At 64.2% G+C, this 20,335-nt stretch carries 22 protein-coding genes; 6 read left to right on the top strand and 16 right to left on the bottom strand.

All coding sequences use genetic code 11. The features are described 5' to 3' along the window. Positions 1-29: 29 nt before the first annotated feature. From lnt to BN2660_RS16455, 8 genes are all read right to left on the bottom strand, one after another. Positions 30-1,628, bottom strand: coding sequence for an apolipoprotein N-acyltransferase (gene lnt, locus BN2660_RS11965; protein ID WP_091232163.1), 1,599 nt, complete (start codon positions 1,626-1,628; stop codon positions 30-32). Further along, positions 1,612-2,556: a cytochrome c oxidase assembly protein gene (locus BN2660_RS11960; RefSeq protein WP_091232160.1), complete on the bottom strand. Its 945-nt coding sequence runs from the start codon at positions 2,554-2,556 to the stop codon at positions 1,612-1,614. Before BN2660_RS11960 ends, lnt begins: the two co-directional genes overlap by 17 nt. A 138-nt stretch (positions 2,557-2,694) precedes the next feature. Further along, positions 2,695-3,030 (bottom strand): DUF6804 family protein, encoded by a 336-nt coding sequence (locus tag BN2660_RS11955; protein WP_091232156.1) that lies wholly within the window; start codon positions 3,028-3,030, stop codon positions 2,695-2,697. 1 nt (position 3,031) lies between these two features. Continuing rightward, positions 3,032-3,556: a signal peptidase II gene (locus tag BN2660_RS11950; RefSeq protein WP_091232153.1), complete on the bottom strand. Its 525-nt coding sequence runs from the start codon at positions 3,554-3,556 to the stop codon at positions 3,032-3,034. Then, positions 3,549-4,205 carry a copper resistance CopC family protein gene (locus BN2660_RS11945; RefSeq protein WP_091232149.1) on the bottom strand — a complete coding sequence of 219 codons (657 nt, stop codon included), beginning with the start codon at positions 4,203-4,205 and terminating at the stop codon, positions 3,549-3,551. The genes BN2660_RS11950 and BN2660_RS11945 overlap by 8 nt, the downstream gene beginning before the upstream one ends. Beyond that, entirely contained in the window at positions 4,198-5,112 is a 915-nt protein-coding gene (locus tag BN2660_RS11940; protein ID WP_091232145.1) for a cation diffusion facilitator family transporter, read from the bottom strand. The genes BN2660_RS11945 and BN2660_RS11940 overlap by 8 nt, the downstream gene beginning before the upstream one ends. A 28-nt stretch (positions 5,113-5,140) precedes the next feature. Beyond that, the gene (locus BN2660_RS11935; protein WP_176697212.1) at positions 5,141-5,800 is read right to left on the bottom strand and encodes a DsbA family protein; all 660 of its coding nucleotides are present in this window, start codon (positions 5,798-5,800) and stop codon (positions 5,141-5,143) included. 85 nt (positions 5,801-5,885) lie between these two features. Next, positions 5,886-6,338, bottom strand: a complete 453-nt coding sequence (locus BN2660_RS16455) for a hypothetical protein (RefSeq protein ID WP_141651286.1) — start codon at positions 6,336-6,338, stop codon at positions 5,886-5,888. A gap of 118 nt (positions 6,339-6,456) precedes the next feature. Between BN2660_RS16455 and BN2660_RS11930 the strand changes: the two genes are divergently transcribed. After that, complete coding sequence (locus tag BN2660_RS11930; protein WP_091232138.1) at positions 6,457-7,419, top strand: arsenic resistance protein; 963 nt, start codon at positions 6,457-6,459, stop codon at positions 7,417-7,419. 120 nt (positions 7,420-7,539) lie between these two features. On the opposite strand, the gene BN2660_RS11925 is transcribed toward BN2660_RS11930, so the two are convergent. The 7 genes from BN2660_RS11925 to trxB form a co-directional block, all read right to left on the bottom strand. Continuing rightward, on the bottom strand, positions 7,540-8,196 hold the full coding sequence (locus BN2660_RS11925; protein WP_091232136.1) for a cation diffusion facilitator family transporter: 657 nt from the start codon (positions 8,194-8,196) through the stop codon (positions 7,540-7,542). After that, positions 8,193-8,552 carry a Cd(II)/Pb(II)-sensing metalloregulatory transcriptional regulator CmtR gene (locus BN2660_RS11920; protein ID WP_091232132.1) on the bottom strand — a complete coding sequence of 120 codons (360 nt, stop codon included), beginning with the start codon at positions 8,550-8,552 and terminating at the stop codon, positions 8,193-8,195. Before BN2660_RS11920 ends, BN2660_RS11925 begins: the two co-directional genes overlap by 4 nt. A gap of 163 nt (positions 8,553-8,715) precedes the next feature. Beyond that, positions 8,716-9,123 carry an arsenate reductase ArsC gene (locus tag BN2660_RS11915; protein ID WP_091232130.1) on the bottom strand — a complete coding sequence of 136 codons (408 nt, stop codon included), beginning with the start codon at positions 9,121-9,123 and terminating at the stop codon, positions 8,716-8,718. 25 nt (positions 9,124-9,148) lie between these two features. Continuing rightward, on the bottom strand, positions 9,149-10,141 hold the full coding sequence (locus BN2660_RS11910; RefSeq protein ID WP_091232126.1) for a metalloregulator ArsR/SmtB family transcription factor: 993 nt from the start codon (positions 10,139-10,141) through the stop codon (positions 9,149-9,151). Positions 10,142-10,143: 2 nt separating this feature from the next. Beyond that, a complete protein-coding gene (arsB, locus tag BN2660_RS11905) occupies positions 10,144-11,238 on the bottom strand; it encodes an ACR3 family arsenite efflux transporter (RefSeq protein WP_091232122.1) in 1,095 nt (364 codons plus the stop codon). Next, the gene (trxA, locus tag BN2660_RS11900) at positions 11,235-11,561 is read right to left on the bottom strand and encodes a thioredoxin (protein ID WP_091232119.1); all 327 of its coding nucleotides are present in this window, start codon (positions 11,559-11,561) and stop codon (positions 11,235-11,237) included. The genes arsB and trxA overlap by 4 nt, the downstream gene beginning before the upstream one ends. Beyond that, positions 11,558-12,535 carry a thioredoxin-disulfide reductase gene (trxB, locus tag BN2660_RS11895; RefSeq protein ID WP_091232116.1) on the bottom strand — a complete coding sequence of 326 codons (978 nt, stop codon included), beginning with the start codon at positions 12,533-12,535 and terminating at the stop codon, positions 11,558-11,560. The genes trxA and trxB overlap by 4 nt, the downstream gene beginning before the upstream one ends. 126 nt (positions 12,536-12,661) lie before the next feature. On the opposite strand from trxB, the gene BN2660_RS11890 reads away from it, so the two are divergent. Then, a complete protein-coding gene (locus tag BN2660_RS11890) occupies positions 12,662-13,063 on the top strand; it encodes an arsenate-mycothiol transferase ArsC (RefSeq protein WP_091232114.1) in 402 nt (133 codons plus the stop codon). A gap of 51 nt (positions 13,064-13,114) precedes the next feature. On the opposite strand, the gene BN2660_RS11885 is transcribed toward BN2660_RS11890, so the two are convergent. Next, positions 13,115-14,416, bottom strand: a complete 1,302-nt coding sequence (locus BN2660_RS11885) for an NAD(P)-binding domain-containing protein (protein WP_091232111.1) — start codon at positions 14,414-14,416, stop codon at positions 13,115-13,117. A gap of 143 nt (positions 14,417-14,559) precedes the next feature. Here BN2660_RS11885 and BN2660_RS11880 point away from each other — a divergent pair, with 143 nt between their 5' ends. The 4 genes from BN2660_RS11880 (at position 14,560) to BN2660_RS11865 (ending at position 20,268) form a co-directional block, all read left to right on the top strand. Then, positions 14,560-14,841: an ArsR/SmtB family transcription factor gene (locus BN2660_RS11880; RefSeq protein ID WP_045280579.1), complete on the top strand. Its 282-nt coding sequence runs from the start codon at positions 14,560-14,562 to the stop codon at positions 14,839-14,841. A 53-nt stretch (positions 14,842-14,894) separates the two neighbouring features. Further along, positions 14,895-16,013 (top strand): MFS transporter, encoded by a 1,119-nt coding sequence (locus BN2660_RS11875; RefSeq protein WP_255305150.1) that lies wholly within the window; start codon positions 14,895-14,897, stop codon positions 16,011-16,013. A 99-nt stretch (positions 16,014-16,112) separates the two neighbouring features. After that, positions 16,113-19,172: a DEAD/DEAH box helicase gene (locus BN2660_RS11870; protein ID WP_091232107.1), complete on the top strand. Its 3,060-nt coding sequence runs from the start codon at positions 16,113-16,115 to the stop codon at positions 19,170-19,172. 196 nt (positions 19,173-19,368) lie between these two features. Next, positions 19,369-20,268, top strand: coding sequence for a hypothetical protein (locus BN2660_RS11865; RefSeq protein WP_091232104.1), 900 nt, complete (start codon positions 19,369-19,371; stop codon positions 20,266-20,268). Positions 20,269-20,335 lie beyond the last annotated feature (67 nt).

Below are 20,335 nucleotides of genomic sequence, written 5' to 3'. Positions count from 1 at the left end.
AGCGCCGGCAAGCAGGGTACGAGAAAGATTCATCGAGCTCGTCGATCCTTCAGTGTCGTGTGTGAAAGCAGTGTGGGCGCGAGTCGGACTGCGGCGAAACCGAGGATGCTGAGGGCGCCCAGTACTGGGGCGATCCAGGGCATGAGTAGGACGGCGGCCGTGATTCCGGTGTTCAGCGTTACCTCACTTATTCGAGCGCCGGTCGTGTTCTCTCCGAGCTCGGAGATCGTGGTGCCGTCCTTGCTGATGATCTGGCTGGTGCCGGTGGTGGAGACATTGGCTACCGTGCGCCCGGTCTCGATGGCACGCATGCGTGCGATTGCCAGTTGCTGCAGGTTTTCGTCGGTTCCGCGGAAGTCTCCGTTGTTGGTTTGAAACACGTAGAGCTCTGCCCCAGAGAGCGCCCCGTCGCGGATCACATCGTCGTAGATGACGTCGAAACAGATGGCGAGACCGATTCGGGCTTTCGCGAGGTCCATTGTCGGAGGGTTCGATCCCGGCGTGTACTCCCGTTGGATCAAGCGCAAGAGATCGGGCGCGAGCTTCTCGAAGAACCAGCGGTCTGGAACGTACTCGCCGAAGGGGACGGGATGGGCCTTGTCATAAAGCTGGTCGGCACCGCGGGAGTTCCACAGCAAAGAGGTATTGAAGGTCTGTGTGCCGCGGGTGGTCGCTGCGTTCACGAGCAACTCCGCGCCTGTGGCTTTCACGACGCGATCAAGTCGGGCAGCCGCGGGTGTGTCGTTGAGCGGGTCGGCGTCGACTGATCCCTCCGGCCAGACGAGGACGTCCATGTCCTGCCCCAATAGTGGCTCGGTCGCGTCGAGTTGGGCAATAAGGATGTCTCCGGGCGCCTTGTGATCGAAGTATCCGCTGGGACCGTTCGCCTGAACCCATCCGAGTCGCAAGTTGCCGGTGGCCTGCGTAGGGAACAAAGGGATCACGAGCATCACTAGGAGCACCGCTGCCGGCGCAATGATGAGTTGCCACCGTCGTCGAAGAGCCACTTCCAGAACGCTGGCGCACGTGAACACGAGCAGGAACGAGAGGCCTGTAGTCCCAAGCCACGACGCAGTTTCGACAAAGGGCGAGTCTACGAGCACAAGACCTGTCCGGGCCCACGGAAACCCTCCATACGGCCATGACCCCATCACGCTTTCGCGAAGCACCCACAACCCTGCAACCCATGCGGGAAGCAGGATCCCGCTCAGGCGACGAAGGTGCCGACCGTGGCGGTAAGCGAGCGTGATGAGAAGCCCGCCCGCGCCGAAGAGGATGGACTGTAGGCCCGCAAGCGCGACCCACGGGAGCGGACCGAGAAAGGTCGACACCCACGAGAGGTGGAAGAGGAAGAAGGCTGCGCCGAAGGCAACGGAGATGAGGAACGCCGAAGGGAGCGAACGCCCGACGAGTGTCCAAAGGGCTACCGCCACGCTGACGAATGCAAGTGGCCACCAGCCCACCTGCGGGTACGCGAGATCGAGCGCCGCGCCTGCGAGGACGGATGCGGCCAGCGCGACGGGGAACGGTAGACGGAGGTGTCTGCCGTTGCTGTGCGCGCCGACGCTTTTCGACATCGCACCGGCGCGAGTGAGTGCGACCTCTTGCGTCTCAACGTTGCGGACCATCGGCGTCCAATTTCCGAAGGTACGCGTTGTACGCGTCGAGATCGCTGTCCCCGTGGAGATCTCGGTACCGGTCAGCGGCGGACGCCTTCGCGGTATCGTCGCGGAACCACCGATGCATGACGTACATCAGCATCAAGACCGTGGGTGCTTCCCCGTACGACCATGCCAGGCCGCCGGCCAGTCGCTGATCCTCAAGCGGGCTGATCCCGAGTGCTTCGGTCGGTGCGACGAATGACGCGACGAGGACCGTGCTGCCCATCATGAGGAAGACCCCGAAGAAGGCGTGAAGTGCAGCCTCGGCAAAGACGTCGAGCGCTCGGCCCGCATGGCTGAGCCGGATCGGCAACGGATCAGACGAGAGGATCGGAATCGTGAAGAGAACCCCAGCGAGCAGGAAGGCGACTTCCAGCGCCGCGTGACCGCCTGGCAAACCTAAGATCGCATCCGCCGCGTTGGCGAGGTAGAGGCCGTAGAACGCGAGCAGGTAGAGCGGGACTGTGCACCATGGGCTCAGCGCCCATCTCGCCGCGGAGCTACGCAAGCCACTGTGCGCCACGGCGAGGACGGTCCGCCCCACCCCGCGGTGAGGTGTCGCCCGGAGCAGGAGCGACCCGGGAGAACCGAGGACCAGGAGCGGGGGCACCGTCATCATGAGGGTCAGTTGCTGAAACATGAACACCGATACCAGGGAGTGCCCGTAGGCCTCTACACCTAGGCCGGTGACCGCCGCCAGCACCACGCACCCCAAAACGAAGCAGATCGTTCGCCACACCGGCCACCGACGTCCTTCTCTCCAGAGCGTGATCGCCCCCAAGACGTAGCCGGTGGCGAGCAGCGCGGCGACCAGGGGTAGCACCGGCACATCGATGGCCACGGGGGCCAGCAACGTCTCGAGGGTCGGCGGTGCGTCCGGAAGCTCAATCTTCACGCGGACGAACCCATCTCAAAGGCTTCGGCCCGGTGCCGGCAGGTTCCCGCGACAGCCAGCCGGATACTCGCTGCGGCGGTCACGATGACTTCGACACGACACTCACTGTCCACCGGGGAAAGTTGGAGCGGGCAGTGGTCACTTGCGGACAACCTTGATCGTGGCACCCGCGACCAAGAAGATCACGGCCGCGGCCGGTTGCGCGGCGGTCCATATCGGACCCGAGAATGGAAACGGAGCCACGGGGTTCCAGAGAACGGCAATCGCTAGGAACACGGGAATCCACCACCAGTGGCGCGCCTGGAAAGCGAACCAGGCGACGATGAGGGCGAAGATTGCTGCAACGAACTGAACGAGTGGCGCCCAGTCGGCAAGGATCAGTGTCGGGGCAAGGAAAAGGATGGCGGCGGCGATGAGGCTCGGCGCGAGGGCATTGCGCTGATACTCCGAGGGAGTCCGGTGCTTCTGGGCCATGTCAGGTGTGCGTTTCTTTCATCGAGGGGTGGAGTTGGCGCTGTGCGTCACGAGGCGGGCGTCTGGCTCGCAGGCTGGAACCGATCAGGATCACAGCACCGACACCAAGGGCTACATCAGCGAGATTGCCAATGAAGAGGTCGCCGTATGCCAAGAAATCCGTCACATGTCCCCTCCCGAAGCCCGGTGGCGAGAAGAGACGGTCGGTGAGGTTGCCCAGCGCGCCACCGACGAGGAAGCCGAATGCGACTGCCGACGATGCGGTGCGGGTGCGGGTGGCGGCGAGGATCAAGCACACTGTCACCCCGACGCCGACGAGTGTGATGACAGCAGTGCTGTTAGCCCCCAGGGAGAAGATGGAGCCCGGGTTGAAGGCGAGTCGGAGGCCGAGAAGATTACCGAGCAACGGAATCCGTTCCTCTTGGCTCAGGGTGTTCAGCGCGGCAGCCTTCGTCGCTTGGTCGACGAGGAGGACGACTGCGGCGATGACGAAGGCGAGGCCGGACCGCCGCAGGCGATCAGACATCCGATCCCTCCGCCTGCTGCTGATCACGCCGACGGCGCTGACGCCCGGCCATCACGACACCGATGGCTCCACACCCGAGAATGAGGATCGGTGCAAGCAGGTACAGCATCGGCGGGAACTGCCCACCCCCGGACGCTGTTCCACCGTAGGTCTGCGCCGTGGCGGAGGGTGAAGGAGTAGCAGCTTCCGGGTTCTCTGTCGCAGCAGGGGTGGGAGAAGCCACCGCGTCCGCGGTAGGCGCGGGGGCGGTGACGGAGCTGGACGGGCTCCCCACCGAATATGCGTACTCGCCGCTGATCGGATGCCCGTCGCTGGAGACCACCTTCCAGCGGACCGTGTAAGTCCCGGGTGACGCTCGCTGTGAGAGGTGCTGGGTGACGAAGTTGGTGCTGACGTCCGCGGCATCCTCGGCGACGTTTATACCCGCCTCGTTTATGACCTCGATGACGGCGCTCCCCTCCAGATCAGTCAACGTGGCGCTGAACTCCAACGTGATCTCGTCGGGCGAGGACACGACGCTGCTGCCTGTCGCTGGATAGGAGCTGACCAGTTCATCGTGAGCGGAGGCGGGTGCGGCGATTCCGACGACGGCGAGGACGGAGAGCACCAGTGAGGCGAGAGCGACTGCTGCTGTGCGGTTCTTAGACATGTGTGGAGTGTTCTCCGGAGTGAGATTCGGTTTCGATCTGGAATGTGGAGTGCTCCACGCTGATGGCGAAATGCTGGCTGACGCACTCTTGAAGGGAGCGCAGCAACGCCGCAGAGTCATCCATGGTCGTCGCGTCTTCGACAACCACGTGAGCGGTCAACGTCGGGAGGTCAGTCGAGACCTGTGTGGCGTGGAGGTCGTGGACGGCGACGACGTGGGGAAGTTCGAGCATGTGTCGGCGAACCTTGTCCAGATCCAGTCCGGCGGGGGTGGATTCGAGGAGCACGCGACCCGAGGCTTTCAACAGCACCAGCGTGCGCGGGATGATCAGTAGGGCGATCAGGACCCCTGCTACGGCGTCGGCCTGGTACCACCCGAAGACTGCGATGAGTACAGCGCTGAGGATCACTCCGGCTGAGCCGAGTGCGTCGTTCACGACTTCGAGGAAGGCTGCTCGCATGTTGAGGTTGCGCCCGCGCCCGCCCATCAGCACGAGGAGCGACGCGATGTTGGCAATCAACCCCACGATTCCGAAGAACAACAGGCTGCCCGACGCGATCTCGGGAGGTGCGAAGAGCCGGCGGATGCCTTCCACGAGGGCGAAGAGACCCACGCCGAGCAAAAGCGTCGCCTGCGCGAGCGCGGCGAGCACTTCCGCGCGTCGTAGTCCGAACGTGTATCTCGAGCTCGGCGGACGATTCATCAGGCTGGCGGCGGTCACCGCCATCGCCAAGCCGACGACGTCGGTGAGCATATGAGCCGCGTCGACGAGGAGCGCCAGACTTCCCGTGATGACGGCGCCGACGACCTCGATGACAAACACCGATGCGGTGATTGAGAAGGCGATTATCAGCCGAGTGCGCGGCGTGCTTTCACCGGAACCACCGTGCGTGTGACCAGAAGACATGTGCGATCTCTCTCTGTGGTGAAAAGCCTCAACGCCCGCTCAACGCGGTCGAGATGTTGTCCTCGAGGTCGGTCCAGCGCTCCAAGGTCACGGGATCGCCATCGATGAAGAAGGACGGAGTAGATGTCACACCGAGCGCCTCACCGTCGGCGATGTCTGCCTCTACCCGCTCCGCTGTTGCCGGGTCGGCGACGGCAGCGTCGTACGCTTCGATGTCCAGACCCAGCTCGGTCGCGAACCCTCGGAAGATGTCCGGTCGGGACTCCTGCCCTTCGCCCCACTGCGCCTGCGTCTCGAACAACCGGTGATACATGTCCTCTAGCCGTCCCTGTTGTGCGGCCGCTTCGGCGGCGATAGCGGCGTTCATGGAGTTGATGTGGCCCGGGAGCGGGAAGTATCGAACAACGTAGGTGATCTGGCCGTCGTACTTCTCCCGGATGTCCTCGACCAGCGGGTAGAAGGCTCCGCAGGCCTCGCATTCGAAGTCGAGAAACTCAACGACGGTGACCGCGTCCTCGCCGCCCTCATCGAGGACGTGCGAGTTCTCGCGAACGACGACAGAGTTCTGGTCACCGGCTGCGACCGGTTCGGCATTCCGTTGACTCACGAGGACGTAGACCAACGCCGCCACGAGCAATAGCACGACGACACCGACAGTCGCGAGGGTCACCTTGGTAGAAATCTTCACAGCACACACTCCAAACACGCAGAACGACAGGGAGCCCGGCGTAGGCCGAGCGTTCGACATCAAGTGGCGAAGACGTTCGCGTGATTCAGGTGCGGGACAGTGAAAGTTGTTCGAGTGAGAGGGGCGAGGGCAGCGCGAGGCCGGTCGATGACACGCGTGCGGCTTGTCGTGGTGCATGACCGAGGCATCGCGCAGATCGACGAAGAAGCATCCAACGTCGGAGGACGAAAAGGAGGATGCAGCAGAAGATGCCCAGCAGACACCCCACCGACCCCAGCAGCGCGGCATCGACCGCGCCGTCGGCGAACTGTTCCGCCGCGATTGAATGCGACGCCGTGACGAGAGGAGACGAGTGGTCCGCGTCCGACGGGGTGCTGGCCGCCACTGCGACCGAGAGCGACTTCTCGCCTTCGTGGTGGCCGCCGATGACCGTGCCCAAAACGACCAGAAGCGATAGGACAACCGCAGTAATGATCTTCGTTATCAACCAGCGGGACGTAGGCATTGCAGACGCAGGTGTACCAGCTGCCGCATTCATCCTTGTCCGATTGTAAGTGATGTCGAGGTGCGCCCCGCCCCGCGCGCGAGAGCGCCAGCAATCAGGTGCACGCTTCGACCGATTCGCGCGGTTGCGTGTGACTCGACATGCTTGGACTATGAGCAGCCTCGTCGCCTGGGGGGAACGCCACCAGATTGGTCTCTACCTCGCGGCAATCGCCGCAGGCGCCGCTGTCGGTCTGGTGGCCCCCGACATCGCGCACCCCTTGGAGATCGCGATCAACCCGGTTCTGGGGTTGTTGCTGTACGCAACCTTTCTGGGTGTCCCGTTTGCGATGATCGGGCGCGCCTTCCGCGACCTCCGCTTCCTGACCGTCGTGCTGCTCGTGAACTTCGTCATCGTGCCGGTCATCGTGTTCGGCCTTTCGCGATTCGTCGCTCACGACCGGGCGCTCTTGGTGGGCGTGCTGTTCGTGCTGCTGACGCCGTGCGTCGACTACGTCATCGTGTTCACTGGCCTTGCGGGAGGGGCGAAGGATCGACTGCTCGCGGCCGCGCCGATCCTCATGCTGGGCCAGATGCTTCTCTTGCCCCTCTACCTGTGGCTATTTGCTGGGCCCGAACTTATCGATGCTGTCGACCTCGCGCCGTTCGTCGACGCGTTTCTATTGCTGATCGTGCTACCGCTCGCCGCGGCGGGAGCCACCCAATACACAGCGTCCCGGACGCGCTGGGGACGAATAACCCAGGACGTCGCGCTGGCAGCGATGGTCCCGCTGATGATGCTCACGCTTGCTGTTGTCGTCGCATCACAGGTGTTCGGAGTCAGCCGCGAACTTCCTGCTCTCATCACGGCCATCCCGATATACGCCGCGTTCGCCGCGGTGATGGTCCCGATCAGCGTGCTGGCTAGCCGAGTCGCGCGCCTCGACACCGCCAGTACCCGGGCCGTCGTGTTCTCCGGAGCCACTCGGAACTCTCTAGTCGTGCTGCCTCTTGCGCTCGCTCTACCCGCGAGCTTTGCGCTTGCCCCTCTCGCAGTGGTCACGCAGACGCTTGTCGAGCTAATCGCGATGGTGCTGTTCGTGCGCCTCATCCCTCGAATTGTCAAGGCAAGCTAGCGACGAACGCGGCGACATGGACAGGGAGGCTCCAACACCAGTCGTCGTCACGAAACGTCTCGGCAGAGGTAGGGTTCCGTCCTCGAACGCAGGGCTGGTCACACCGGAGTGCAGCGGCCGCTACCTCTCTTCCGTCTCGCCTTCGAGATCCTCAAGAACTTCGAACGGGGACTCCACGTCTCCTCGCCACGCTTCGATCCCCTCACGCACCGCCAGGAACGCGACAACTAGCGCCGCTACAGAGTCGGCCCACCACCAGCCGAACAATGTGTTCAGGATGAGGCCAATGAACACCGCACCGGAAAGGTAGATGCACAGGATGAGCTGTTTGGCGTCGGCCATGACGCTCTTCGAGTCGAGCTCGCGCCCTGTGCGGACTTCGAACCATGCAAGGAGTGGCATGATGACGAGACTGAGTGCGGTGATCCCCAACCCCAGCGGGCTGTGCTCCGGTCCCTCCCGACCGATCAAACTCATCACCGCGTCGACCGTGACATATGCGGCAAGGGCGAAGAACGCCAGACCGATTGCACGGACGGTGACTTTCTCCCAGCGCTCTGGATCCTTCCGCGTGAATTGCCAGGCAATTGCGGCTGCTGAGAGAACTTCGACGACCGAATCAAGACCGAAACCGATGAGCGCGGCGGATGAGGCGAGGGCGCCGGCCCAGATCGCAACTATCGCTTCAATCACGTTGTACGAGATCGTGAATGCAACAATGAAGCGCACGCGACGATGAAGCGTTGACCGCCGAGCCGCCGTCAACGGAGCGCTCACGCGTCTGCCCCCGGCGCGCAGCAACCCGGGACTTCACAGGATGCGTTGAGACACTCCGCGTTGGCATCAACGGCCAAAGTCGCGTCAACCAACGCCTTGAGGGCCGCCGCGAGATGAGGATCAGAGATTTCATACCGCGTCTGACGACCTTCGGGTTCCGCGACCACGATGCCGCAGTCGCGGAGGCACGTCAGGTGGTTCGACACGTTCGACCGCGACAACTCGAGTTCTCGCGACAGCACCGCCGGATAACTGGGCTCGTCGAGCAGGGACATGAGGATGCGAGAACGAGTGGGGTCGGCCATAGCGCGGCCCAGGCGGTTCATCACATCGAGACGTGAAGCAATGGTCAGCATTCAATGACTATACATCGAACGGTGACCATTAACCAAGCTGGTGCGCTCGTCGTGCTCGTTGACGAAGAGCCCATCACCCCACGCTCCGCTTCAAGTGCGCTTGCTCAATTCCCGCCGAAAGCTCGGATAGAGGGATCGACGAAACGGCAGGACTACTGTGCCGTCAGACGAGTTCGCTCACCAGCTGCTCGATTCGCGCCTTGATGTCGTCACGAATGGGACGCACCGCGTCGATTCCCTGGCCGGCCGGGTCGTCGAGCTTCCAGTCCTCGTAGCGCTTGCCCGGGAAGAACGGGCAAGCGTCGCCGCATCCCATCGTGATGACGACGTCTGATGCCTGCACGGCCTCGGTGGTCAGGATCTTGGGCTGCTCGGCGGTGATGTCGATCCCGAGCTCATTCATCGCTGCGACGGCGGTCGGGTTGATCTGGTCGGCGGGCATGGAGCCGGCGGAGCGCACCTCGATGCGGTCGCCGGCGATGTCGCGGAGGAAGCCGGCGGCCATCTGCGAGCGTCCGGCATTGTGCACGCAGACGAAGAGGACGGAGGGCTTGGTGGTCGTGTCAGTCATGGTTGCTCCTGGTGAGAGGTGGTGGTCAAGGAAGAAGGTCGTCGACGAGCGCGCGCACGCGGCCGGCGATGTCGTCGCGGATGGCTTCGACACCTTCGCGTGAGGCGAGGGCGGGGTCGCCGACTGCCCAGTCGTCGTAGCGGACCCCGGGGATGATCGGGCAAACGTCTCCGCATCCCATCGTGATGACGACGTCTGCCGCGCGGACGGCATCATCGGTGAGCGGCTTCGGAAAGCGCTCGACGGCAGCGTCACCTTCGATCTCGGCGAGAATCGACCGGACGTGAGGGTGGATGACGTTGGCGGGGGCGGATCCTGCCGAGCGAGCCACGACCTTGCCGGCCGCCAGATTATTGACGAGCGCGGCGGCGAGCTGCGAACGTCCAGCGTTGGCAACGCAGACGAAGAGAACTTGGGGCACAGCGGAGTCGCGGTCGCGTGTGAGGTCGGTGAGTCGCTGACGTGCGAAGCGTTCGGTCAGTGGCACGAGTGCTGAGGTGACTCTCGCGGTGCGGGCGAGGGCGGTGTAGGACTCGCGGACGATGGTGAGCACGACGTTGGGGTCGAGTTCGGGGACTTCTGCTGCGAGTTCATCCGCGAGATGGGTCACCCGGGCGTCGAAGTCGGGGCGTGGTTCATCGCGGCCGTCAGAGACACTCCATGGTGCGAGCGTCGCGGGCGCGAAGGATTCCAGCAGGGCCGTGACGGCGCTTCGCCGGTTCGGGTTGATTCGATACCAGACCCAGGTTCCACGCCGCTCCGAGGTGAGGACCTCGACGTCCTTGAGCACCTTCAGATGGTGAGAGACCGTCGGCTGGGAGACCTCGGCGAGCTCGGCGAGATCACAGACGCACGACTCCCCTCGAGGGTCGGATGCGATGGCAGACAGCATCCGAAGACGGAGCGGATCCGACAGCGCCTTCAGAGTGGAGGCGACCGAGGTTGCCACATCGACGCCGATTGCGTGGCTGGCGACGGGACTGCAGGTGTCGCCCTGGGTGGTCAGCACGGCGTTCATGTCTACATCCTTTCAGCGGTGAATGGATCGGTGTGGAACCAGCGCCGGGCTGCCCAGAGAGAGACATAGACGAGTCCGACGAGAACCGGTACTTCGATGAGCGGGCCGACGACTCCGGCGAGGGCCTGGCCGGATGTGGCGCCGAAGGTGCCGATGGCGACGGCGATGGCGAGTTCGAAGTTGTTGCCGGCCGCCGTGAACGCCAGCGTCGACGAGCGTGCGTATCCGAGCCCCAGTGCCTTGCCGGTGAAGAGGCCGATAAACCACATGATCCCGAAATACGCCAGCAATGGGAGGGCGATGCGAGCGACGTCCCAGGGGCGGCTCGTGACCTGTTCGCCCTGGAGCGCGAACAACAGCACGATGGTGAAGAGGAGACCGTAGAGGGCCCAGGGGCCGATCTTCGGGAGGAAGCGGTCTTCGTACCAGTCGCGTCCCTTCGTCCGCTCCCCGATGAAGCGGGAAGCGAATCCGGCGACGAGGGGAATGCCGAGGAAGATCAGCACGTTCAGCGCGATCTGCCAGACCGAGATCTCGAGGCCTTGGGAGTCGAGGCCGAGCCAGTCGGGCAGAACCGTCAGGTAGAACCAGCCGAGCAGCGAGAAGGCGATGACCTGGAGTACCGAGTTGATGGCGACGAGCACTGCCGCGGCTTCGCGGTCGCCACAGGCGAGGTCGTTCCAGATGACGACCATGGCGATGCAGCGGGCGAGGCCGACGATGATGAGCCCGGTGCGATACTCGGGCAGGTCCGGGAGGAGCGTCCAAGCGAGAACGAACATGAGCGCCGGACCGATGAGCCAGTTGAGCACCAGGGAGGAGATGAGGAGCTTCTTGTCTCCGGTGACCGCGGCGACTTTGTCGTAGCGGACCTTGGCGAGAACCGGGTACATCATCACCAGCAAGCCGAGGGCGATGGGAATCGAGATTCCACCGACCTCAAGATCGGCCAGGAGACCGGAGACGCCGGGGATGAAGCGACCGATGACGATGCCGCCGACCATGGCGAGACCGATCCAGAGCGGCAACCAGCGGTCGAGGGTCGACAGACGGCGCGTGGTGGTCGGGACGGTGGCGGGTGCGGTGGCGGTGCTCATGCGAGGAGAGCCTCCATCTTCGTGGCGATGATGGGCTTCGGGTGGGCGCCGATGAGTGTGTCGACCCGCGTGCCTCCCATGTAGAACCCGAGGGTGGGAATGGACGTGACACCGACTGCCGTCACAGTCTCAGGGCTCTGGTCGGCGTCGAGCTTGACGATCTTCACACGGCCGTCGTACTCGGCGGCGAGCTGATCCAAGAGGGGTGCGACCTGCTTGCACGGCCCGCACCAGGTTGCCCAGATGTCGACGACGACGCGGATCTCGGAGTCGATGACCTCGGCCTGGAAGGTGGCATCGGTGACGGTGATGGGCGCGCTCATGCGAAGACCTCCTCGGTCTCGGTCGGTACTGGTACGGACTCGTCAAGGGCAGCGAGGTAGTGCTGGGCGTCTTGTGCTGCGGCGCATCCGGTGCCTGCGGCGGTGATCGCCTGGCGGTAGGTGTGGTCGACGAGGTCGCCGGCGGCGAAGACTCCCGCGAGGTTCGTGCGGGTGGAGGGGTGCTCCACGAGCACGTAGCCGTCGGCATCCGTGTCGACGAGGCCGGTGACGATCTCGGACCGCGGGTCATGGCCGATGGCGACGAAGATTCCGGTGGCCGAGAGCTGTCGCTCTACGCCTGTGACGGTGTCGCGTAGCGTGACGGCCTCGACCTTCTCGGCGCCCACGAGCCCGGACACCTCGCTGTTCCAAGCGACCTCGATCTTGGGATGGTCGAGCACCCGCTGTGCCCTGATCTTCGACGCCCGGAACTCTTCCCGGCGGTGCACGACGGTCACCTTCGAGGCGAAGCGGGTGAGGAACAGAGCCTCCTCCATCGCGGAGTCTCCGCCGCCGACGACGATGATCTCCTGGTCACGGAAGAAGAAGCCGTCACAGGTGGCGCACCAGGAGACGCCGTGACCGGTGAGTCGATCCTCGTCCGGCAGGCCGAGTTTGCGATAGGCGGAGCCCATGGTGAGGATGACGGCGCGGGCGAGGAAGGTCTCCCCAGCGCCGGTCTCGACCGTCTTGATAGGCCCGTCGAGGTCGACCCGGATGGCGTCGTCGAGGAGGATGCGGGAACCGAAGCGCTCGGCCTGAGCGCGCATCGACTCCATCAGTTCGGGTCCCTGCACGCCGTTGACGAAACCGGGGAAGTTCTCGACCTCGGTCGTGGTCATCAGCGCCCCGCCCGCGGTCACGGAACCGGCGAGGACCACGGGGGCAAGGCCTGCACGCGCGGCGTAGACCGCGGCGGTGTAGCCCGCAGGCCCGGACCCGATGATGACCAGCTCAACCTCTTGAATCGACATGTGTCTATATTGACATCCGTCGATACCGAATGCAACTGTTGCTAACGGAGTTCACTTGCTCTTCACCTGGCGAACAGATCATGCAGGTGGAGCATTCGAGACAGTCAAGAGACCAGAGGACCACAGATGACCCACCCCAAGACGGTTCTGTTCATATGCAAGCACAATGCGGGGCGCTCCCAGCTCGGCGCCCATCTCCTGACACACATCGGCGATGCGCGACTTGTCGCGACGAGTGCGGGAATCACGCCAGCCGAGACGATCAACCCGGCCGTCGCGACATCGCTGCACGAACTCGGAATCGACACGGCAGCGGCCACGCCCCGGGCAGTGACAGCGGAAGACCTCGACGCGGCCGATGTCGTGGTCCTGATGAAGCCGGGCCTCCCGCTGCCGGGCACGGTGCGCGGAGAGCTGGTCGAGTGGTCATTCCCGGATCCCTCGAACGGGGAGGCCGACGGGGTGCGCGAGCTCCGCGACGCCATCGACGCGAAAGTGCGTGGTTTGGCGGCTCGGCTCGTCAGCTAAGTGCTGAGAGGTGGGGCTCGGTTCGGGAGCCCCACCCCTCATGAGTTGCAATCAGCCGACAGCGACAGGCCGCGCACCGATCTGGATGGTTGCGGGAGCAGCACAGCAGCTGCCCGCGTTGTCATCGAAGTCACCGGATCCACCGCACACACCGGTGTCGGGGAGAGAGAGTTCGTTGCGTGCGGCCGCCTCGTGGTCGCCAGCGAGGTGCGCTGCGACGCTACGGACCTGCTCGAAACCAGTCAACGCCAGGAACGTTGGGGCTCGCCCGTAGGACTTCACTCCGACGATGAAGAACCCTTGCTCCGGCTGCGCCAGTTCTTTCGCTCCCGTCGCCGACACCGATCCGCAGGAGTGGATGTTCGGGTCGATCTCGGAAGCGATACCTGCGACCGCCTCGAGAGTGGGATCGAGGTCGATCCTGAGCTCTCGCAGCATCCCGGTGTCAGGGCGGAAGCCCGTGAGTGCGAATACTCGCCCGACATTCGTCACCTCGCGCCCATCTTCGGCGACGAGTGTCAGACCATCGACTCCGTGCTGGAACTCGGCGACACGGAAGCCTGTCACCAGGTCGACGATCCCCTCGTCGATCACCTTGCGGGCGCGAGAGCCGAGCGCGGCGCGCTCCGGCAGCTCGTCCCCGACTCCGCCGCCGAAGACGTTGGCGGCACTCCCTCGGCGCAGCAGCCAGGTCACGCGCGTTCCCGGCGACCGGCGGGCCAACTCACTCAGACGCAGCACGGCATGCGTGGCTGAGTGCCCCGCCCCGACCACCACGACGTGCGAACCGGCGAGGTCCGACACATCGGATGGGATGCGGTACGAGATCAGATCGGACGCCGCGGCTTCGCCGAGGGCTGGGAACCCATCCGCCCCAGCGGGATTCGGGAGGCCCCAGGTGCCGCTGGCATCGATGACCGCGCGGGCGAGGAGGCGGGATTCGTTGCCCGCGGCATCGACGGTGTGGACGACGAACGGCTGGCTCCGGCGGCCTGCGTCGACGACTTTGTCGCGGCCCTGGCGGGCGACTCCGGTGACGGTCGTCGCGTAGCGGATCCGCTCGCCCAGGACATCCGCGAGTGGCGTCAGGTAGTCGCTGACCCACTGCGCGCCGGTCGGATACCCCGAGGCGGGTGCGTTCCACCCCGTGGGCTCGAGCAGGCGGCGCGCCGCGGCGTCCGTGAGTTCTGGCCACGCCGAGAACAAGCGCACGTGTCCCCACTCGGAGACTGCAGCTGCTGGGCCGTGCCCGCGCTCGACGACGAGGACATTCTCGTCCCGTTCGACCAGGTGTGCCGCTGCGGCGAGGCCCTGCGGCCCTGCTCCGATGACGACGACAGGAAGCTCAGACATCACATCTCCTCAAATCGAAAAACTTCAATATGAAGACTGTCGTCTATCTATCGAAGATTGTCAATACGTGCCAGACTAGTCCCGTGAGCTTGCCAACGACAATCGAATCGACCAGCTGCTGCGTCCCGCCAATCACCCCCTCCATGACCGTCGCGGATGCCGAGCGGGTTGCACGCGTGTTCAAGGCGCTCGGCGATCCAACGCGGGTGAGGCTCCTGTCTCTCATCGCCGCCGGGGCTGGCGGTGAGGCGTGCATTTGCGATCTGACCGAGCCCGTGGGGCTTTCGCAGGGCACAGTGTCGCACCATATGAAGCTCCTCGCCGACGCCGGCCTCGTCACGCGTGAACAGCGCGGCAAGTGGGCGTACTTCGCTCTCAACGGCGACGCGATGGATGCCGCTGCCGACTCGCTCCGCGCGGTGTGACCTCAGCGAGTGCCCCTCCGCCACACCTGGGCGGTCGGCTAGCCGCGCTGTCGGTGGGGCAGGTCATCAGTTGGGGAATCCTGTTCTATGCACTGATCGTCGCCTCTCCCGCGGTCGCGGATGACACCGGGTGGCCGGTGGCCCTGGTCACGCTGTCGTTCTCGTCGGGCCTGGTCGCCTCCGCCGTCGCTGGCGTATTCGTCGGGAGATGGCTCGACGAGCGGGGGCCGCGCCTCATCATGACTGTTGGCAGCGTCGTCGGCCCGCTCGGCATCGTGCTCGTCGCTCTCGCACCAAACCTTGCAGTCTTCACAGTGGGGTGGGTCATCGCGGGACTCGCACAATCGGCAGTGCTCTACCAAGCGGCGTTCACTGTTATCGCTCGCCGGTACGGGGCTCGACGCCGCGGGGCGATGACGATCTTGACGTTGGCCGGCGGGCTCGCTTCGACGATCTTCGCGCCGATTGTCGCCGGGCTGCTGGGGGTAACCGACTGGCGGACCGTGTTCCTGATACTCGCCGGTTTCCTGCTTCTGACCACCGCGCCGCTGCACTGGTTCAGCCTGGAGCGCACCTGGTCACCCGTTCGCCACGACGACGCCGCGGAGGTTCACACGGTGGGCACGGTCGTGCGCACCCGACGATTCTGGATGCTCGAGCTCTCCATGTTCACCCTGGCTGCTGCGCTCTTCAGCGTGACCCTCGCGCTGATCCCGCTCTTCACGGAGAAGGGCATGAGCTACGAGCTCGCCGCCTGGGCCCTTGGACTCCTCGGCGCCGGTCAGGTGATCGGGCGACTCCTCTACGTCGCCGTCCCGCACACTGCCCCACCATGGGTTCCCCTTATGGTGACCGCCGGCCTCAGCGTCATCTCTCTCACCTTGCTGGCCCTGATTCCCGGGCCTCCGTGGCTGCTGATCTCTATAGGTATCGCTGCGGGTGCTGTGCGAGGCGCTCAGACGCTTGTCCAGGGTTCCGCCGTCGCGGATCGCTGGGGCACCCAGAACTACGGCGCCATCAACGGGATCTTCGCTGCTCCGATCACGCTCGTCGGAGCGTTCGGCCCGGCACTCGGTCCGCTTCTCGCAGTAGCCACCGGTTCGTACTCCGCCATGGCCCTCATCGCCGTCGGGCTCGCGGCGATCTCGCTCGCCTTCGCTCGGTTCTCCTAGGCAGTCAACCTAGATCTAAATAATCCCGGCTCAGGGGGCGCGTTATGTAGCTAAAGTCGCTATTGTCCAAGTGCCAGTGCAGATACGTGGGGGCCCGAGATGACGGACACCAGCGCGCAACCCGACGCCAACGCTCACTCGTCACACACGTCGCTATATGAGAGCGACCTTGCGGAGTTCACCCTCCTGCGGAGTCCTGACGTGCCCGTATGGCGGCGTCCACAGATCGGCGCGCTCACCGCAGTCACTAGCAGGTGGACCATCGCGCCGGAGGAACGGCTGCTTGTCTCCCTGCCGACCGGATCTGGGAAAACAGGCGTGGCTACTGCGCTTCCCCACATAGCGCGGTCGCGTCGAGTGCTCGTCATCGTGCCGAGCACAGAGCTGCGCACCCAGATCGCAGACGCTTTCCGCTCTCAACGGGACCTACATCGTGTCGGAGCTGTCTCAGGATCCTGCCCTCGCCCCTCGGTCAAGGAGATTCGCGGCCGAAACATCGACTGGACTGAACTCGAACACCACGATGTGGTCGTAGCGCTTCCCGCCTCTATCAGCCCACACCACATGACGTCAGAGCAGCTCCCACCCCCGGACTTCTTCGACCTGCTTATCTTCGACGAGGCTCACCACACGCCGGCCGACACGTGGAGGAAGATCCTGGAGCACTTTCCGATGGCGCGCGCTGTGCTCCTCACCGCCACGCCGCGCCGAGCCGACGGCAAGCTCCTACCCGGCACTCACGCGTACCACTTCCCCTTACGCGCGGCAATAGCTGATGGCTTGTTCCACCCGATCCGCCCCGCGATCTTGCCAGCCCCAGAGCCGCTGACCGATGAGGCGAAAGACATCGCCATCGCTGATGCAGTCGTCGAGACACTGTCACGACCCGAGCATGAATCGAGTGTCGCGCTGATCCGAGCACGCACCGTGCACCGCGGCACCTTGCTTTACACGATATACACCAAGCGCGGCCTCGCAGTTGAACTCATCACGGGGACCACCTCGCCCAAGGACCGCGAGTCAATGATCCAACGGTGGACTGACGGGACGCTTCGAGCGCTCATAGCGGTCGACATGCTGGGCGAAGGCGTCGATATCCCAGGGCTGAGAGTCGTCGGTTATCACGACAAGCACAAGTCCGTGCCGGCGACGATGCAGTTCATCGGCCGGCTTGCACGAGCCAACGAGACCTACCCCCAGGAATCGGTTCTCATCACCGTGCACGACGAAGACGTCTACCCCGCGCTCAAGGGTGCTCTCCGTGAACTCTATCTCGAAGACTCAGACTGGGTAGAGATTCTTCCGACGCTTATCGATGACGACGTTCGGCGCGAGCAGCAGGACCGGACCTATCTTGCTGCGTTCGACGATGTTCCACTGTCACTCTCATTACGCTCGGTTCGCCCACTGGCCCGGGCAAGTATGTATGAGGTACCCCTCGCGATGGACTGGACGCCGGGCTTCAGCGACGGCGTCCCAGTGGCGCTGCGGGCCGGAGAAAGGATCATAGGCCGACAGATTGTGTATTCCGGGTTGAATGACATCGGCTCGCAATTGGTTGTCATCACCGCCGAGCCGGACCAGCCGAAGTGGTATGCCGGAGCGGAGCTACGACGTGACGTCTACGACCTTGCCGTCGTGACGTGGCTTGCGAGCTCCAAGGTCGACAAGCCACACCTACTTTTCGTCAACGCCCAAGACAAAGGCCTTCTGAACGCCGTCCGCGGAACTCTCGACCCGAGCGAGATTCTGAGGAACGCGAACCCTGCCGGGCTTCAAGCTGCGTTCGACACCCTGGAGCGGCTGTCAGTATCGTCTGTCGGGGTGAGGAACACCTATGCAGCTGCACGCGGCGCTCCCGCCTACGCGACCTTCGCAGGCAGCGGAATCGACCGCGGTCTCCGCGAGACCGACACGAGCTCGCGCGCCCTCGGACATGCGATGGCGCAGGTGAGGTCATCGACCGGTGAGTCGACTACTGCGGGACTCGCAGCGGAGAAGTCGAAGTATTGGGAGACCCGTTATCTCGGCTTACGCGAGTACGACCTGTTCGCGACAGATCTGGCTGGCCGTTACTGGTTTCCGGTCGAAGCAGATACCGGGCCCCTCCTGCCCAACGTGTCCAAGGGCAAACGCACCGACGCTTTCCCGCCCGACCCCATCTCCGCGGAGATCAATCCCGCGCTGTTCGGAGCCGCGTATACAACACCGGATGGCACTCCCATCGAGAGCGTGGACATCGAGCCAAGCCCCGAGGGCGCGAACGGCGCCTCGGAGCTCTATCTTCGGGTGTTCAATCCACATGCCCCGGAGACGGACATTTGGGTTGGACGACAAACCATCGATGGGCGTTTTGCCACCGTCCGCGGGGAGCCTCTCCTTCAGCGAGGTGCTGGCAACCAGACCACCTTCCCCGAACTCTTCGGTGCACAACCTCCGACGATCTACTTCCTGAACGGCATCTCTGTCGCCGGCGGTACGACGTTCGATCCGCCCCGCCCCGACCGCTTCTTGCCTGACATCGAATACGTCCCACTCGATTGGATGAACACCAACATCACAGTCGAAACCTACAGTCATGCCCAGGAAGCTTCCGTGCACTACCGGGTCGAGCAGGACCTAGTCGACGCTCCCTCTCCCGCCGGTGGGGATCGATGGGTGCTCCTCAATGATGGCAGCGGGGAGATTGCGGATCACGTTGTCATCGAAAGGCGCTCCAACGGACGGCTGCGCGTCGAGCTGTGGCACTCAAAACCGGCTGCCAAGGCGGCGGCGGGTGTTCGTGTGCGGGATATCGAGCAGGTCGCACAGCAGGCTGCGAAGAGCCGCAGGCACATCACAGATCGGGGATTCTGGCATCGAGTCGGTCGGCGGCTCGATGGGCAGGAGGGCCCGGCTATGAGGCTGCTATCCGGCGACCTCGACTCCCTTCGCGCGCTGAGCGGGCTGGATCCAACTCGCGCCAACGAGTCCGTGGCTGACAACCCGCCGATGCTCGAATCCAGAATCGTGGTGGTTCAACCCGGGCTGAGCATCTCAAAGCTGCGAACAAAGCTGCAGAATGGCGACTATCGCGCAGGCCAGGTTCGCGAGTACCTGACGTTCTTGCACAACGCGGTCGGCGGCCTGAGCCGACTCACCATAGTCTGCTCGGAGTGACGCACCCCGAGCAAAAGTGAACTCGCAGCACTGCGGCTCGTCCAGGTCAGCGCCGCCAAGGGTGACGCCTCGATCCGATGACCTGCGCCCACCGCGCGCTCTGAATGACGAACGTTTCCCGGCCACTAGGGACTCAAGTGAAGATGCCGCCGACTAGCTCGGCACCGGGAAGTGCTCGCGCCGATAGGGTCGAGCCATGGAGCACCCGCCCCGGCTCGAGAGAGGCCTCATCCGCGTTCCAGTCACTGACGCAGACGAACTCGATGCTTCGCGCGTTCTCACCGAGCGGCTGCATCAAGTCGATGCGCTCCTAGAGCGCTACGCGACCATCGCCCAGCTTCGAGCCAAGCCTACTTCCGAGCTCGGCGACGACGACCGACGCACAAGCTGGCTTCACCTCAGCCACTTCGTTTCCTCTTGCATGTCCATGGCTACCGACTCGCTCGCCTCGACGAAGCAGCTCCTCCTCCCAGATGGTGAGCAACTCGAACACCGGGTCACCGCCCAGTTTCCGCTTCTGCGCAGCGCGCTCGAATCCGCCGCCACTGCGCTGTGGCTCCTGCGACCGGACTCTCAACGCGAGCGCATCGTTCGGCTCCTCCAAGTCCGGGCCACCGACATCGAGTTCGACCTGACCCTCGTCAAAGCTGCAGCGGGTCTCGTTGACCTCAGCACATCCCAAGGAAGATCGACCTCACAGGCCGCCATCCGCGGTGCGGTCGCCCGACGGAAGCGCCATCTGGAGCAGATGTCGAAGATAGCAAGTGCCGCGGGCATCGACTCAGCCGAATACATCAACGGTGCCCCGGGGTACGGTGACATCGTCGAACAAGCGACCGACTACCCCGACCTCAACGGCGCCAACGCCTCGACAGTTTGGCGTCTGATCTCGGGCCTCACTCACCCCTCCCCGCTCCGCATGATGAGCACCAGCAAGCATGGCGACACCGTCGACAACGACGATGGCACCCTCTACGTCGTTGCTTCTATGGATCTGGGCAACACGACCACCTCCCTACTTGCCGCGATGACGACTTATCGGCAGGCCACCGAAACCCTGGCTGCGCGTATCGCCCGCGTCCACACTCGCCCATGACTATCAGGATCACTGCTCGTACCCGCCAATCGGCATAAGCACCGCGGCCATGAAGTAGCTCCGCGGA

This window comes from Microbacterium sp. 3J1 (assembly GCF_001049495.1).
In the GTDB taxonomy this organism is placed as follows: domain Bacteria; phylum Actinomycetota; class Actinomycetes; order Actinomycetales; family Microbacteriaceae; genus Microbacterium.
The sequence above is the reverse complement of the archived record's forward strand: the minus strand, read 5'-3'. Positions and strand labels throughout refer to the sequence as shown.